The organism is Kitasatospora sp. NPDC092039, from assembly GCF_044756065.1.
In the GTDB taxonomy this organism is placed as follows: Bacteria; Actinomycetota; Actinomycetes; order Streptomycetales; family Streptomycetaceae; genus Kitasatospora.
Window position 1 is genome coordinate 636652 of record NZ_JBIVSD010000002.1, and the last position, 14399, is coordinate 651050.

Sequence of the window (14399 nt, forward strand, 5' to 3'; positions counted from 1 at the left end):
CCCAGAACGGCCGGGCCCTCAGGACAGCCGCCGCCCGAGCGGGACGCGGGACCGGGTGAACAGCGCCGCGAGCAGCCCCGCGAGCACCGGCAGCGCCAGCACGATCAGCAGCAGCTCGCCCCAGGGCGCGGCGATCAGCGCCGGCTTGGCTCCGAACCCGGTGGCCCGGGACTTCAACAGCCCCACCGCGGGCACGAACCCGTTGACCGCCCCGAGCAGCGCGCCCAGCAGGGCGATCAGCATGCACTGGAGGCCCGCCATGGTCCGCCGGATCCTCGGCGGCGCGCCGACCGCGGCCAGGGTGGCCTGGTCCTGCCGGGAGTCGGCGGCCGCCAGGCCGGTGGCGATCCCGGCGGCGCCGAGCACGACCAGTGCGGCGAAGCCGGTGAGCGCCAGGGTGAGCGCGTCGCTCTTCGGCTGGTACCCGCGTTCCACCTGGAGCCTGGCGAAGCGGTCCAGCTGGACGGTGGCCGCCTCGGCGCGCTGCTGCGCCTTGCGGTCGGGCGGGGTGGCGGGCAGCCAGACCGAGCCGGTCGGATAGGAGGACAGCCCGAGCCGGGGCAGGACGGAGGGCAGTAGCAGGCCCTGGGCGAACTTGGCGGCGGCCGGGTTGTCCACCAGCACCACCTCGACCGGGACCTCCTGCACGTCGGGCTTGGGCACCTCGCCCGGCCGTACCGGGGGGCCGCCGCCGCGCAGCACCATCACGGCCTTGCCGTCGGCGCCCACCACTCGCGGGTCGAAGACCAGCAGCTTGCCGGCGGCGAGCGCCTCCTCGGCGGCCGGGTCGTGGACGGCGAACAGGTTGTGCAGCACGTTCGCGTCACCGGCGGCCAGGTGCGGCGGGGCGACGAGGCCGCGCCGGCCCTCCGGGGCCTTGAGCTGGACGACGCTGAGGCAGTTGTCGCAGAAGCGGTACACCACCTGGGCGAGGTCGCCGCGCGGGCCGAGCCCGGTCAGCTGCTTCTCCAGCTCGGCGCGCTCCTCGGCGAGCCGGGGCCCGTCGGCGTGGCTGATCAGCTGGACGGCACCGTACGGCGCCTCCGGCTCGTAGTCGCGCCGGTTCTCGGCGTCGGTGCTGGTGGTGTAGACGCCGATGGCGACGGCACCGGCCACCGCGGCCATCACCGCGGCCACCGCCGGAGCGGTGCGCGAGCGGTGCCGGGCGGAGTCGCGCAGCGCGAGCCGCGGCCCGAGCGGCAGCCGGCCGGCGGCCCGGCCGATCAGGGCGACCAGCATCGGGGTGCAGAGCAGCAGGCCGATTTCGGCGACCACCGATCCGCCGAGCACGGTGAGCACCCGGCCGCCGTAGCCGCCCACGCCGGACTGTTCGCGCGGGACCGCGGTCGCGCCGTACATCGCGAGCACGGCGCCGAGGGCGACCAGCGCCACGCCGGCGACGGTGACCCGGCGGCTGGGCCCGCGCACGGTGTCCCGGCCGGTGAGCCCGGCGGTGACGCTGCGGCGGGCGGCCTGCAGCGCGGGCAGCGCGGCCGCGAGCAGCGCGGTGCACAGGCCGATCCCGGCGATCGCGAGCAGGTCCAGCGGGGGGAACGCGAGGTGCCCGAAGCGCACGCCGCCGAACTGCTCGATCCGTGACCGCAGCACGGCGACCACCGCGGTGCCGAGCACCACGCCGACCAGCGCCCCGGCCGCGCCGAGGACCAGACCGCCGCCGAGCACCACCGCACCGACGTGGGCGCGGCTGCCGCCGGCCGCGCCGAGCAGGGCGAGCTGGCGGCGCGAGCGGTTGGCGCCGACCGCGAAGGCGGGCCCGGCGAGCAGGGCGACCTCCAGAAGCGCCAGCCCGGTCACGGTGGCGACGACGATCCTGGTGTTCATGGCGGGCGCCGGGTCGCTGTAGCGGAACGAGTCGCGGTAGTACGGGACGGCCCGCTCCGGCGGCGGAGCGATCGCCACCGAACGCGCGGTCAGCGTGTAGCCGTGGGCGTTGAACCGCTGGACCCCGGCCCAGTCGAGGGCCGCGCCGGACGGCAGCCGGACCAGCCAGCTGGAGCGGGTGGTCGCGGGCTTCTCCGCGGCGGGGCCGCCGGCGGCCAGCGCGGTGCTCAGCGGATCGATCAACTCGCCCGGCCGGGCGACGAGTTCGACCCGGCCCAGCTCACTCGGGTGCTCCACCACACCGGTGATGGTGTAGGTGGTGCCCTCCAGGCCCTGGAGGGTGGTGGTGGAGCCCGTCCTGAGCCCGGAGCGGTCCAGGAAGGCCCGGGTGGCGGCCACTTCGCGCGGGGCGGCCGGGGCGCGGCCCTCGACCAGGTCGAGCCGGCCGCGCCAGACCGGGTCGCCGAGGTCGGCCTCGGTGGTGAGGGCGCGGACCAGGCCCTCGGGCGAGGTGGCGCCCGCCTCTGGCCCGGGCCGGGCCGGGACGAGCACGCTGCCGGGTGGCAGCAGCGAACCGATCAGGGTGACCGGGTCGGTGCTCGCGCTCTTCTGCTGTTCGGCCGTCGGCTGTTCCCCCGGGCGGAGCGGGACTGAGAAGGCGCCGTCCTCGGCGATCGGGGCCTGCTCGACCAACTGGCCCGGGTCGAGCGAGGTGACCAGGGCGTCCGCGCCGCCCACCACCCGCTCCACCCGCTCGGACGGGGTCAACTGCCCGCTGCGGTGGACCACGTCGGCGCCGGTGACGCCGAGCACGGGCAGCGCGATCATGGCGGCGATCAGCGCGCTGCGGCCCTTGGCGCGCAGCGCGTCGCGGCGGGCGATCCGCAGGGCGACCCGCCAGGCTCCGAGCCTCACTGCGTCACCTCGCCGACCGCGCCGGACGGGCGCACCGCGGCGAGGTGGGCGGAGGCCCGGCGGCCGGTGGCCTCCGAGGCGACCGCGCCGTCCCGCAGGTGGACCACCCGGTCCGCCCAAGCGGCGTGCGCCGCCTCGTGGGTGACCATCATCGCGGCGGCGCCGGCGTCGCAGCGGGCGCGCAGCACGGCGAGCACCGCCTCGCCGGTGGCCGAGTCGAGGGCGCCGGTCGGCTCGTCGGCGAGCACCAGCCGGCGTTCGCCGATCAGCGCCCGGGCGATGGCGACGCGCTGCTGCTGGCCGCCGGACATGTCGTCGGGGAAGCGGTCGGCGAGTTCGCCGATGCCCAGCTCCTCCAGCGCCGCCAGCGCCTCCCGGCGGGCCCGGCGTCCCGGGACGCCGTCCAGTTCGCGGGGCAGCGCGATGTTCTCGGCGGCGGTCAGCGCCGGGATCAGGTTGTAGTCCTGGAAGACGTATCCGATCGAACGGCGCCGCAGGTCGGCGAGCTTGCCGCGGCCGAGGCCGCCGAGCGCGACCCCCTCCACCAGCACCTCGCCGCCGCTGGGCTGGTCCAGCCCGCCGGCCAGGGTCAGCAGGGTGGACTTCCCGGAGCCGGACGGGCCCATGACGGCGACGAACTCGCCCGGGTGGACGGACAGGTCGATGCCGCGCAGGGCGTGCACCTCGGCGGCGCCCCGCCCGTGCACACGGGTGACGTTGGCCAGGCGCAGGACGGGCGCGGGCCGGGTCGGATCGGCGTGGGACACACTTCCCCCTCGTGGGCTGCTCAACTGCATATGTCGGTGAACTATATATGCCGGAGGACGTGACGCAAGGCCGGACGGTTCCCGTGCGGGCTTCCTGGGGCCTCCGGGCTTCCCGGGGCTCCCGATGGGTTTCCGGGGCGGGGTGCTCGGCTTCGGTCAAACTTCTACAAAGCTGTCGAGGATGGAGCGGAAACCCGGTCGGGGTCGTTCGCGGCCGGTCTAAGCTCGGGACGGCTCGCAGCTCACGCCTCACGGCTTGCGGCTCGCAGCTCACGCCCCCGGGCGCCCCTGCGCGCCTACCCACCGGCCGCGACGGCGGTCGCCATCATCGAGGTCGTCCGGACCGCGCGCCGGACGGCCGACCGCGCCGACCACGTGCCACCGCCCGGTGCCACCGTCCGCACGGACGGCCGGTGGGCGGCGGGCCGCCACCCGTCCGTACCCTCCTCCCGTGAAGGAGGTGCCGTCGTGCACACCCTGACCACCGCCGACTTCCTGATCCGGCTCGCCACCGGCGTCGCCTGCGGCGCGCTGATCGGCGTCGAACGCCAGTGGCGGGCCCGGATGGCCGGCCTGCGCACCAACGCCCTGGTCGCCGCCGGCGCCACCCTGTTCGTGCTGTACAGCGAGGCCGTCGGCGACGCCGGCAGCCCGACCCGGGTCGCCTCGTACGTCGTCTCCGGCATCGGCTTCCTCGGCGGTGGCGTCATCCTGCGCGACGGCGCCGGCGTACGCGGCCTCAACACCGCCGCCACGCTGTGGTGTTCGGCCGCCGTCGGGGTACTGGCCGCCTCCGGCGAGCTGGAGTTCGCCGTCCTCGGCACGCTCGCCGTGCTCGTCGTCCACCTGGTGCTGCGCCCGGCGGGCCGGCTGCTCGACCGGGCCCCGCAGTCCGGCAGCGACCCGGACTCCACCAGCCGTGCCACCGTCCACCTGGAGTGCGACCGCAAGTCCGAGACCCACATCCGGGCCCTGCTGCTCCAGGCCCTCTCCGCCTCCGGGCTCGCCCCGACCGGACTGCGCGCCCGCCGCACCGACAGCGGCGACGCCACCAGCCTGCGGGCCACCGTCGCGATCACCGGATCGGTCGCCCCGGCGCTCGAACAGGTCGTCACCCGGCTGTCGTTGGAACCGGGGGTGCGCGACCTGCACTGGCACCTGGAGGACGAACCGGAGGACCCCGGCAACCCGGCGCTCGCCTGACGGGCCGTACGGAGCCACCCGTGACGCGTCCGGGCCCTCGTCCGTGCCCCACCCGAACCCTGGTCCGACCCCGCCCGACCCGACTGGAGGCCCGATGCCGACCCCCGACCCCGAGCACGGGCCGCTGGTCCCGATGCTGCTGGTGCTGACCGTGGTCACCGGGGTGGTGGACGCGGTCAGCTACCTCGAACTCGGCCACGTCTTCGTCGCCAACATGACCGGCAACGTGGTGTTCCTCGGCTTCGCCCTGGCCGGCGCGGCCAACCTCTCCGCCACCGCCTCGCTGGCCGCGCTCGCCGCCTTCCTGCTCGGCGCCCTCGCGGGCGGCCACCTCGCCCGCCGGCTGCCCGGCCACCGCGGGCAGCTGCTGACCGCCGCCGTCGCCGTCCAGGCGGTGCTGGTCGCGGCGGCCACCGTGCTGGCGGCCGCGGGCGGCCACACCTCCGACCCGGCCCGCTACACCCTGATCGGGCTGCTCGGCTTCGCCATGGGCGGCCAGAACGCGGTGGTCCGCGCCCTGAAGGTGCCCGACCTCACCACCACCGTGCTGACCATGACCATCACCGCCCTCGCCGCCGACCTCACCGGCAGCCGCCGCCTCGCCTCGGCCGTCTGGATGTTCGCCGGCGCCCTCCTCGGCGCCCTCCTCGTCCTCCACGCCGGTGTGCCCGTCGCCCTCGCCCTGGCCCTCGCCCTCCTCCTCGTCGTCGCCGCCCTCACCCATCACGCCGCCAGGGCCGACCCGGCCTGGACCCGTCCCCGCTGACCGGGCCGCCTCCCGGCGCGGCGCGGTCGGCGGGGACGGGTCCAGGCGGTTGGCGGGGGGCCGAGGCCGGGGAGCTGTTCGGCACCGACCGGCCTTCGCCGGGCACCGTCCGCGCCGCCGAGGCCCAGGGCGGGGGAGGCGTCGACTTCCCGCCCTCCTTCCGGGGTTCGGGGCGCCGCACGGTCATCTCCGGCCCGGACGCCGCTCCTGACGGCATCTCCTGCCGGGGCGCCACCAGTGACTGACCGGACGCCGGGGCCGGCCGTCGGGGGGCGGAACCGGCCGCCGGCGTTCCGCCAGGGGCTGTCGGCGGGTCAGTCCTCGTGCCGCTGGCCCGCGCGGCCGCTCCAGAGGGGTTCGAGGCGGGCCCAGTCGGCGGTCCAGGCGGATTCGGCGCGGCGGTCGAGGGCGCGGAGGCGCAGACGCAGGGCGAGGGCGAGTACGGCCAGCAGGGCGAGCAGGGCGCCGGCGCCGGTGCAGGCGGCGGAGACGGCCAGGGCCACCCGGTCGGCCGGGGGAGCGGAGGCGGCGCCGGACGGGTCGACCCAGACGGGGACGCGGCCGCCGACGGCGGCGGAGCGCGGGGCCTGGACGGTACCGCGGCGCTCGGTGCCGTCGGGCCCGGTCCAGGCGGCGTCGACGTCGATCCGGTTGCTGTAGCCACCGGCGAAGCGGCTGCCGGAGGCGGTCGCGGTGCCGGCGGCGGTGGCGTCGCGGCCCGGGACGGCGCGGACCACGGCGTCGACCTGGCGCAGCCGTCCGCGGTCGACGGCGGCCTGGTGCACGGTGGCGCGGTAGAGGAGCAGGGCGGCGCCCGCGGACAGCGCGAGGGCGAGCACCGTGCCGAGCACGGCGGACAGCCAGGCCCGGGCCCGGGAGCGGTCGACGGGACGGACGAGCGGCTCGTGCCGGGCACCGAGGGCCCGCCGCAGCCGCCGGCCGGTGCGCCGCGGGGGCGGCCCGGGCCGGGCCGGACGGGGCGTGCTGGACACGGTGAGGGCTCCTCAGGGACGCGGGAACGCACGGCGTTCCGCCCCAATGTCCACCCGGCGACCCCTCGCGCACAAGAGTCGTGCGCGTCCGTAGCACCGCCTGGGCCACTCGGCGCCGCCGCCAGGGCCGCTCGGCCCCGCGGCCGGGACGTTCGGCCCTCGGCATCCGCCGCCCGCTCCGGGCAGGCTGGGGCTGTGGCGGCGCTCCCCGTGCCTGGGCGCGGCCGTGGTCCGGTCGACCGTGGGGGCGCCGGGCCGGGGTACGGGGCAGGGGGTGGTCGTGGGGTCACCCCCTGCCTGCGCCGTGCGTCCCGTTCGCGCCCGATCCCGGCCGGGAGGCCCGCTTCCCTGACGGCGGCCGTCAGCCGTCAGCCGTCAGCCGTCAGCGCTCGGCATTCAGCGGGCGACGGGGTAGCCGTGCGTCCCGTCCGCCCGCACCACGTCCAGCCCCGGCAGCCAGCTGCCGAGCACCAGCGCGGACGGGTAGAACATCGGCTCCGGCAGCGCGTCCACCGGGAAGCGCTCCCAGCCCGCGCAGGCGTGCGGCTCGGTGACCACGGCCTCGGCCAGGCTGGGCGGTGCCAGTACGGCGGCGGTCAGCCGGGGCCGGCCGAGTTCGTGGTCCAGGTGGACGGCGAGCACCCGCATCCCCTCCGCGGGCAGCACGATGCCGGTCTCCTCGGCGAGTTCGCGGGCGGCGGTCTGCTCGAAGGACTCGCCCGGGTCGACCTTGCCGCCGGGCAGGCTCCAGGTGGGCGGCTCGCCGGCGGTGATCCGGCGGCCGACCAGCACCCGGCCGTCCCCGGTGGGTACGACGATCCCGGCGCCGAGCAGCGGTGCGGTCGGTGCTGTGCTCAACTCGCCATCTCCTTCAGCTGGTCACCAGTTGGCGCGCTCGTAGTCCTTGAGGAAGCAGCCGTACAGGTCCTCGCCCGCCTCGCCGCGCACGATCGGGTCGTACACCCGGGCCGCGCCGTCGACCAGGTCGAGCGGGGCGTGGAAGCCCTCTTCGGCGAGCCGCATCTTGTCCGGGTGCGGGCGCTCGTCGGTGATCCAGCCGGTGTCGACGGCGGTCATCAGGATGCCGTCGGCCTCGAACATCTCCTGGGCGCTGGTGCGGGTGAGCATGTTCAGCGCGGCCTTGGCCATGTTGGTGTGCGGGTGTCCGGCGCCCTTGTAGCCGCGCGAGAACACGCCCTCCATCGCGGAGACGTTGACCACGTACTTGCGGCGGGACGGGGAGGCGGCCATCGCCGGGCGGAGCCGGCTGATCAGGATGAACGGCGCGGTGGAGTTGCAGAGCTGGACCTCCAGCAGCTCGACCGGGCCGACCTCCGAGACGGTCTGCACCCAGCTGTTGGTGTCCGCGAGGTCGGGCACCAGGCCGCCGGCGTCGATCGCGGTGCCGGCCGCGATCCGGGCGGGCGTGGCGGAGCCGGTGACCAGGGCGAGCGAGGTGACGTCCTCGGCGGCGATCGGCCGCGCTTCGCCGCCCGCCTGGTGGGGGAGGGCGGGCAGCTCGACGCCGCCGCTGCCGAAGCGGCCGATCGTGGTGGACTGCGGCAGCTCGCCGGCCGGCAGCGGCGCGGACTCGGCGTTGACCAGCTCGCGGTAGGACTCCGGCGGCCGGCGCACGGTCTGGGCGGCGTTGTTGATCAGGATGTCCAGCGGGCCGTCCGCGGCGACCTCGTCGGCCAGCGCCATCACCTGGGCCGGGTCGCGCAGGTCGATGCCGACGATCTTGAGCCGGTGGAGCCACTCGGCGCTGTCCGGCATCGCCTTGAAGCGGCGGATCGCGTCGTTGGGGAAGCGGGTGGTGATGGTGGTGTGGGCGCCGTCGCGCAGCAGCATCAGCGCGATGTACATCCCGATCTTGGCGCGGCCGCCGGTGAGCAGCGCGCGCTTGCCGGTGAGGTCGGCGCGGGCGTCCCGGCGGGACCGGTTCAGCACCGCGCACTTCTGGCACAGGTTGTGGTAGAAGGCGTCGACCTCGACGTACCGCTGCTTGCAGGTGTAGCAGGAGCGCGGACGCTCCAGGACGCCGGCGATCTCGGTGGTGGTGACGGTGGTCAGGCCGAAGGCGCCGGCCGTCTCGTCGTCGATCCGGGTGGGCGCGCCGGTGGCGGTGCGGGCCGTGACCGCGCGGTCGTTGGCGGTCTTGCGGGCCCGGGTCTCCTGGCGGCGGCGCTGCTTGAGGGTCCGGAATATGCCGCCGACGGCCTTGCGGACGGTGATCGCGTCCGGGTGGTCCACGTGCAGCTCGTCGAGCTCGGCGAGCACCTCCAGGCAGAGCCTCAGCCGTTCGGGGTCGAGGCCGGGACCGTAGTCGATCTCCTCCTCGGTGCTCTCGATCAGGTCCTGCTCGATGTCCGTCTGCCCGATGCTCACGCCTGCTGCCGCTTTCCCGTCTCGCCACGCCCACACGCGTGAAGCCATGCCCGTTACCGCGTGAATGCTACGGGAGCGGCCCGGACCGGGGCGAAAACCGGACGTCGGAGGGGGTCCTTGGACGATCCTCCATGTCTACGCGCGGAGCATTCGACGGGGTTTGTGCACAGCCCCAGCAATGCTCCTCGAACTGGCTTTTGCCCCCGCTCTTCCCGGAGAATCGAATGCTGGGTGCCGGGCGCCCGAGTGCGCTCCGGCGGCATCGCCGCAACCGCACCCGAGGTGTATCCCCCAGCCAGAGAGCCCTTCTTCATGCGCTTCCTGAACGACCTCACGCCCTCGTACGACCTGACGTACGACGACGTCTTCATGGTCCCCAGCCGTTCCGCCGTGGGCTCCCGGCAGGGCGTCGACCTCTCCTCCAACGACGGCACCGGCACCACCATCCCGCTGGTCGTGGCCAACATGACCGCCATCGCCGGCCGCCGGATGGCCGAGACCGTCGCCCGCCGCGGCGGCCTGGTCGCCATCCCGCAGGACATCCCCACCGAGGTCATCGCCGAGGTCGTCTCCTGGGTCAAGCAGCGCCACCTGGTCTTCGACACCCCGATCACGCTCGACCCGGGCGCCACCGTCGCCGAGGCGCTCTCGCTGCTGCCCAAGCGCGCGCACGGCGCCCTCGTGGTGGTCGAGGACGGCCGGCCGGTCGGCGTGGTCGCCGAGTCCGACTGCCAGGGCGTGGACCGCTTCACCAGCCTGGCCGACGTCATGTCCCGCGACCTGCTGGTGCTGGACGAGGGCATCGACCCGCGGGCCGCGTTCGAGAAGCTCACCGAGGCGCACCGCAAGCTCGCCCCGGTCGTGGACGGCGAGGGCCGGCTGGTCGGCATCCTCACCCGCAAGGGCGCGCTGCGCGCCACCCTGTACACCCCGGCCGTGGACGCGGCCGGCAAGCTGCGGATCGCCGCCACCGTCGGCATCAACGGCGACGTCGCGGGCAAGGCGAAGGCGCTGATCGAGGCCGGCGCCGACGTGCTGGTGGTCGACACCGCGCACGGCCACCAGGAGTCCATGATCACCGCGCTGCGCGCGGTGCGCGGCCTGGACCCGCAGATCCCGGTCGTGGCCGGCAACGTGGTCTCCGCCGCCGGTGTCCGCGACCTGGTCGAGGCGGGCGCCGACATCCTCAAGGTCGGCGTCGGCCCCGGCGCGATGTGCACCACCCGGATGATGACCGGCGTCGGCCGGCCGCAGTTCTCCGCCGTCCTGGAGTGCGCCGCCGAGGCGCGCCGGCTCGGCAAGCACGTCTGGGCCGACGGCGGCGTGCGCCACCCGCGCGACGTCGCGATGGCGCTGGCCGCCGGCGCCTCGAACGTGATGATCGGCTCCTGGTTCGCCGGGACCTACGAGTCCCCGGGCGACCTCCAGACCGCCGCCGACGGCCGGCAGTACAAGGAGAGCTTCGGCATGGCCTCGGCCCGCGCGGTCAGCAACCGCACCGCCCAGGACTCCTCGTACGACCGGGCCCGCAAGGCGCTGTTCGAGGAGGGCATCTCGCACTCCCGGATGTTCCTGGACCCGGCCCGTCCGGGCGTCGAGGACCTGATCGACTCGATCATCGCGGGCGTCCGCAGCTCCTGCACCTACGCGGGCGCCAGCAGCCTGGAGGAGTTCCACGAGAAGGCGATCGTGGGCGTCCAGAGTGCGGCCGGCTACGCCGAGGGCAAGCCGCTGCACTCCAGCTGGGCCTGATCACCGGCGGCCGTCGCGCCGCCCGCGTCCGTACCGCCGGCCGTCCGGTTCCTCGCCTCGGGGAGCCGGGCGGCCGCGGCCGTCGCGGGGGCGTGCGGCCCGGTGCCGGGGCGATCGTCCGGGCCGTCGTCCGGGCGGCTCTCCGGGGGAGCGGCGGGCCCGTCGTCCGGCCCGGAGGGGAGCAGCGCTCCGAGCGGGAGCAGCAGGGCGCGGCCGAGCAGCCCGACCGAGGCGTCCAGTGCGATGGTGAACGCCCGGGCCGCGTCCGGCAGGTGGCGCAGTTCCCACAGCGCGTCGGCGGCGCTCCAGGCACCCTCCCGGGCGGCCGCGACCGACCAGACGCCGAGCAGGTGGGTGAGCGGCTCGGCGAGCTCCAGCAGGTCGGGCCCGGGCATCAGCTGCTCCCGGACGGCCGCCTCCTCCTCCGCCAGCAGCCGGTTGATCCGGCGGTAGTCCTCCTCGATGACGGCCGGCTCGCAGCCCCGGCGGCGGCAGGTGTCCAGGACGGCCAGCGGCAGGTCGTGCTGGATGTGGGCGGCCATCCCGGCCAGCGCGAACTGGAGCGGGTGCACCCCCGGGTGGGCGCGCAGCGCGAACAGCGGCCGCCAGCAGGCGGGCGGCTCCCGCCCGGCCGCGTCGGCGGCCACGGCCCGCAGGTACCGCCCGGCGAACACCGTGTCCAGCTCGGCCACCGCCGGCGAGTCGCCGAAGTACCCGTCGCCCAGCCGGTCGCGGACCGCCTCCGTGACGGTGAGGTAGATCCGGTTGAAGACCGCCACCCCGTCGGCCGGGGGCAGTGCGGCCCCGATCGCCCGCAGCCGGCCGACCACCTGTCCGACCGTCCTCGCGCCCCTGATCCGTGCCGTCGAACGGGCCACCGCTGTGCCGGGCATGTGCCACCCTCCGATGCCGATCATGCGCTGATCGCATCATCGTGACAGCGCGGGTCCGCGCCGGTGGGCGCCGCACGCGTCCGCCCAGCCGGTGTCACACGATCGGACCGGTCCCGGCGGGGGCGGCCTCGACCCCGTCGTGGCCCTGCGGGGGCTGTCGCCGATCTCCACCTCCTGTCATCATCCGTGACCGTGATCAATCGACGAACCCTCATCACCGCGCTCGCCGCGGCCCCGGCGCTCGGTACCCTCGGCGCCGTCGTGGGAAGCACCCCCGCGAGCGCCGCCGGGGACCTGTTCCCTCCAACACGGCCCTCTACGCCAGCTCGACCGTGGTCGAGGGCGTGGACTACGGCCGCCGCTACCCGCGGTGCCCCTGGAGCTGACGGTGCGCAGGCGCCGCCGCGCCGCCCCCTCGGCCGGCAGCGCGGGAGGCCGGGAGGCGCCGGAGCACGCGGCCGAGGACGCGGTCGAGGGGGAAGCAGCCGGCCTGCCGGGAGTCGACGCTGGCCGCCGGATTGTCGCCCAGCAGTACCAGTGCGCCCGGCGGGACCGGGCCGTCACCCGCCGGTCCCGAGCGGGCCACGGCCGGTACGGGATCCCCGGGGAGTGCCGCCACGCGCTTGATCGCCCACCGCCGTCCGGCCGGGCCTCCGCCCGCGCCGACGGGCCGCAGGCGCCGCAGCGGACCGTCCGGCCAACGCCCGTGTGCGTCCGCGTGCTCGATCACGACGACCTGACCGACCGCCGGGCCGGAGGCTCGCAGCACGAGTACCCGGTCACCGTCGCGGAGCGCCGGGAGCATGCTCTCCCCCCGGACCGTCACCACCACCAGCGCCAGGCGCACCAGTCGGACGGCCACCAGCGCCGTCACCACCGCCGGGACCGCTGCGATCCACGGCAGCTTCACGAGGCCGCCTCCGCCTTCCGGTAGCCCCGGCTCTGCAGCGCGAACAGCCGCTGGTAGGCGCCGGCCGCGGCCATCAGCTGGTCGTGTCCGCCGGACTCGACCACCCGGCCCTCGCGCAGCACCACGATCCGGTCCGCCTCCCGGACCGCGCCGAGCCGGTGCGAGATCAGCAGACTGGTCCGCCCGGACCGGGCCCGGCGCAGCGACTGGTGCACCTCGTACTCGGCCTCGGCGTCCAGGCCGGCCGAGGGTTCGTCGAGGATCATCAGGTCCCGCCGCTCGCGCAGCAGCGCCCGTGCCAGGGCCAGGCGCTGCCACTGCCCCCCGGAGAGCACGAGGCCGGTGGCCCGGTCCGCCCGGGCACCGGGCGGCAGGAACGTCCGGGAGAGCAGGGTGTCGTAGCCGCCGGGCAGTGCGGCGAGGGCCCGGTGCACCCCGGCGCGTTCGGCGGCGGCCTCGATCCTCGGCCGGTCGTCCAGCGCCGCCAGGTCGCCCAAGGCGATGTTCTCGGCGGCCGTCAGGTCGTAGTGCATGAAGTCCTGGAAGACCGCGCCGATCCTGGCCCGCAGCCGAGCCGGTTCGATCTCCCGCAGGTCGACCCCGTCCCAGAGGATGACGCCGCAGGTCGGGTCGTACAACCGGCAGAGCAGCTTCACCAGGGTGGATTTCCCCGCACCGTTCAGTCCCACCAGGGCCACCGAAGCACCGCAGGGGATGAAGAGGTCGACACCCCGCAGCACCCAGGGGTGGTCGGGAGAGTAGCGGAACCAGACGTCCCGCAGCTCGATGCCCTCGCGCAGTGGCGGCAGGGTGCGGAACGTCCGCGGGAGCCGCACGTCCGGTCTGGAGTCCAGTACGGCAAGGTGGTGGGCGAAGAGCAGCAGGGCCTGCTGGGCGACGGCTGTCGTGGCCGCCAGCCCGGCGAGCGCGCCCTGCACGCCGGCCACCGCGGCGACGAACATGGTGACCCCGCCCGGGGTGATGGCGCCGGTACGGGCCAGCTCCACCGCCCAGAGCAGTCCGCAGCCGGAGACCAGGGCCGCGAGGACTCCCAGCGCGGACTGCACCCTCACCTCGCGCCGGTCCAGCAGCCGGCGGGCGGTGTCGGCCGTCCGCCGCTCGGCCAGCATCCGGCCGCGCAGGAAGGCGCCGGTGCCGAACAACCGGACCTCCTTGGCCGCCGCGACGCTGGTCAGCAGCTCGCTGTAGAACAACTCGCGCCGCTCCGTCGGTCCGATGTCCCAGAGCAGCCGGACCCGGCGCCGTCCGAGCGTCAACTCGGCCGCCAGCACGGGAGCTCCGGCGAGCAGCACCACAGCGGCCAGCGCGGGACCGACCACCAGCAGGGAGCCCAGGAAGCCGGCCACGACCAGCACGGACCGCACGGTGCCCAGCAGCCCCTCCAGCGCCTGGCCGACGGCGGTCCGGCCGGCCTGCTGGGCGAGCCTGAGCCGGTCCAGGAAGCGCGGATCCTCGAACCGGGCCAGGCCGGTGAAGCCGTCGACGGCGGTGAACAGCTGCTCCTGTGCCAGCAGGCCGGTGCGGCGCTGGACCTGCGCCGCGAGATAGCGGGTGAGCTGCGGCAGCAGGGTGGTGACCACACCGGCGGCGACCAGCCCGCCGCCGAGGACGGCCGGCATGGCGGGGCCGCCGTGACCGGTCAGGGCGTCCAGCAGTGACCTGGTGAGCCAGGCGAGAACGACCGGCAGTGCGGCCGCGGCCAGCGAGCAGGCGGCGTAGCCCGCCAGTGCACCGGGCGCCGCTTCGGCGGCGAGCCGCAGGCAGGAGCGTACGAGCCCCCAGCTCAGCCGGTCGTGCTTCCCGGGCGGCGCCTCCTGCTTCCCGTGCGGCCGGCCCTGTTTCGCGTTCGGGTGGTCCCGTTTCCCGGTCGGGTGGCCCTGCTTCCCGTCCGGCCGGTCCGCCACAGGGGAGGCCTGGACGCAACCGTCACCGGCCGGGTGCTTCGCCGGA

Annotated in this window: 11 protein-coding genes; 3 read left to right on the plus strand and 8 right to left on the minus strand. The window is 75.7% G+C overall.

Annotated features, from left to right (window positions below):
* Positions 1 to 18: 18 nt before the first annotated feature.
* Together ACIQI7_RS05870 and ACIQI7_RS05875 are read right to left on the minus strand one after the other, a co-directional pair.
* The gene (locus tag ACIQI7_RS05870; protein ID WP_401105533.1) at positions 19 to 2757 is read right to left on the minus strand and encodes an FtsX-like permease family protein; all 2739 of its coding nucleotides are present in this window, start codon (positions 2755 to 2757) and stop codon (positions 19 to 21) included.
* Entirely contained in the window at positions 2754 to 3554 is an 801-nt protein-coding gene (locus tag ACIQI7_RS05875) for an ABC transporter ATP-binding protein (RefSeq protein ID WP_401105534.1), read from the minus strand. Before ACIQI7_RS05875 ends, ACIQI7_RS05870 begins: the two co-directional genes overlap by 4 nt.
* A 438-nt stretch (positions 3555 to 3992) precedes the next feature.
* On the opposite strand from ACIQI7_RS05875, the gene ACIQI7_RS05880 reads away from it, so the two are divergent.
* Positions 3993 to 4727 (plus strand): MgtC/SapB family protein, encoded by a 735-nt coding sequence (locus ACIQI7_RS05880; protein ID WP_387751693.1) that lies wholly within the window; start codon positions 3993 to 3995, stop codon positions 4725 to 4727.
* A 94-nt stretch (positions 4728 to 4821) separates the two neighbouring features.
* Entirely contained in the window at positions 4822 to 5493 is a 672-nt protein-coding gene (locus tag ACIQI7_RS05885) for a DUF1275 family protein (RefSeq protein ID WP_401105536.1), read from the plus strand.
* A 314-nt stretch (positions 5494 to 5807) separates the two neighbouring features.
* Here the strand turns inward: ACIQI7_RS05885 and ACIQI7_RS05890 are convergent, their stop codons facing one another.
* The 3 genes from ACIQI7_RS05890 to ACIQI7_RS05900 form a co-directional block, all read right to left on the minus strand.
* Positions 5808 to 6485: a hypothetical protein gene (locus ACIQI7_RS05890; protein ID WP_401105537.1), complete on the minus strand. Its 678-nt coding sequence runs from the start codon at positions 6483 to 6485 to the stop codon at positions 5808 to 5810.
* A gap of 396 nt (positions 6486 to 6881) precedes the next feature.
* Positions 6882 to 7343: an NUDIX hydrolase gene (locus tag ACIQI7_RS05895; protein WP_387751701.1), complete on the minus strand. Its 462-nt coding sequence runs from the start codon at positions 7341 to 7343 to the stop codon at positions 6882 to 6884.
* Positions 7344 to 7364: 21 nt separating this feature from the next.
* On the minus strand, positions 7365 to 8867 hold the full coding sequence (locus ACIQI7_RS05900) for an SDR family NAD(P)-dependent oxidoreductase (protein WP_401105690.1): 1503 nt from the start codon (positions 8865 to 8867) through the stop codon (positions 7365 to 7367).
* 318 nt (positions 8868 to 9185) lie between these two features.
* On the opposite strand from ACIQI7_RS05900, the gene ACIQI7_RS05905 reads away from it, so the two are divergent.
* The gene (locus ACIQI7_RS05905) at positions 9186 to 10625 is read left to right on the plus strand and encodes a GuaB1 family IMP dehydrogenase-related protein (RefSeq protein ID WP_401105540.1); all 1440 of its coding nucleotides are present in this window, start codon (positions 9186 to 9188) and stop codon (positions 10623 to 10625) included.
* Here ACIQI7_RS05905 and ACIQI7_RS05910 read toward each other — a convergent pair.
* From ACIQI7_RS05910 to ACIQI7_RS05920, 3 genes are all read right to left on the minus strand, one after another.
* Positions 10586 to 11542 carry a DUF5995 family protein gene (locus ACIQI7_RS05910; protein WP_401105542.1) on the minus strand — a complete coding sequence of 319 codons (957 nt, stop codon included), beginning with the start codon at positions 11540 to 11542 and terminating at the stop codon, positions 10586 to 10588. The two genes, ACIQI7_RS05905 and ACIQI7_RS05910, sit on opposite strands and share 40 nt — an antisense overlap.
* A gap of 337 nt (positions 11543 to 11879) precedes the next feature.
* Positions 11880 to 12428 carry a S26 family signal peptidase gene (locus ACIQI7_RS05915; RefSeq protein WP_401105543.1) on the minus strand — a complete coding sequence of 183 codons (549 nt, stop codon included), beginning with the start codon at positions 12426 to 12428 and terminating at the stop codon, positions 11880 to 11882.
* Positions 12425 to 14353, minus strand: coding sequence for an ABC transporter ATP-binding protein (locus ACIQI7_RS05920; protein WP_401105545.1), 1929 nt, complete (start codon positions 14351 to 14353; stop codon positions 12425 to 12427). The genes ACIQI7_RS05915 and ACIQI7_RS05920 overlap by 4 nt, the downstream gene beginning before the upstream one ends.
* Between the last annotated feature and the right edge of the window lie 46 nt (positions 14354 to 14399).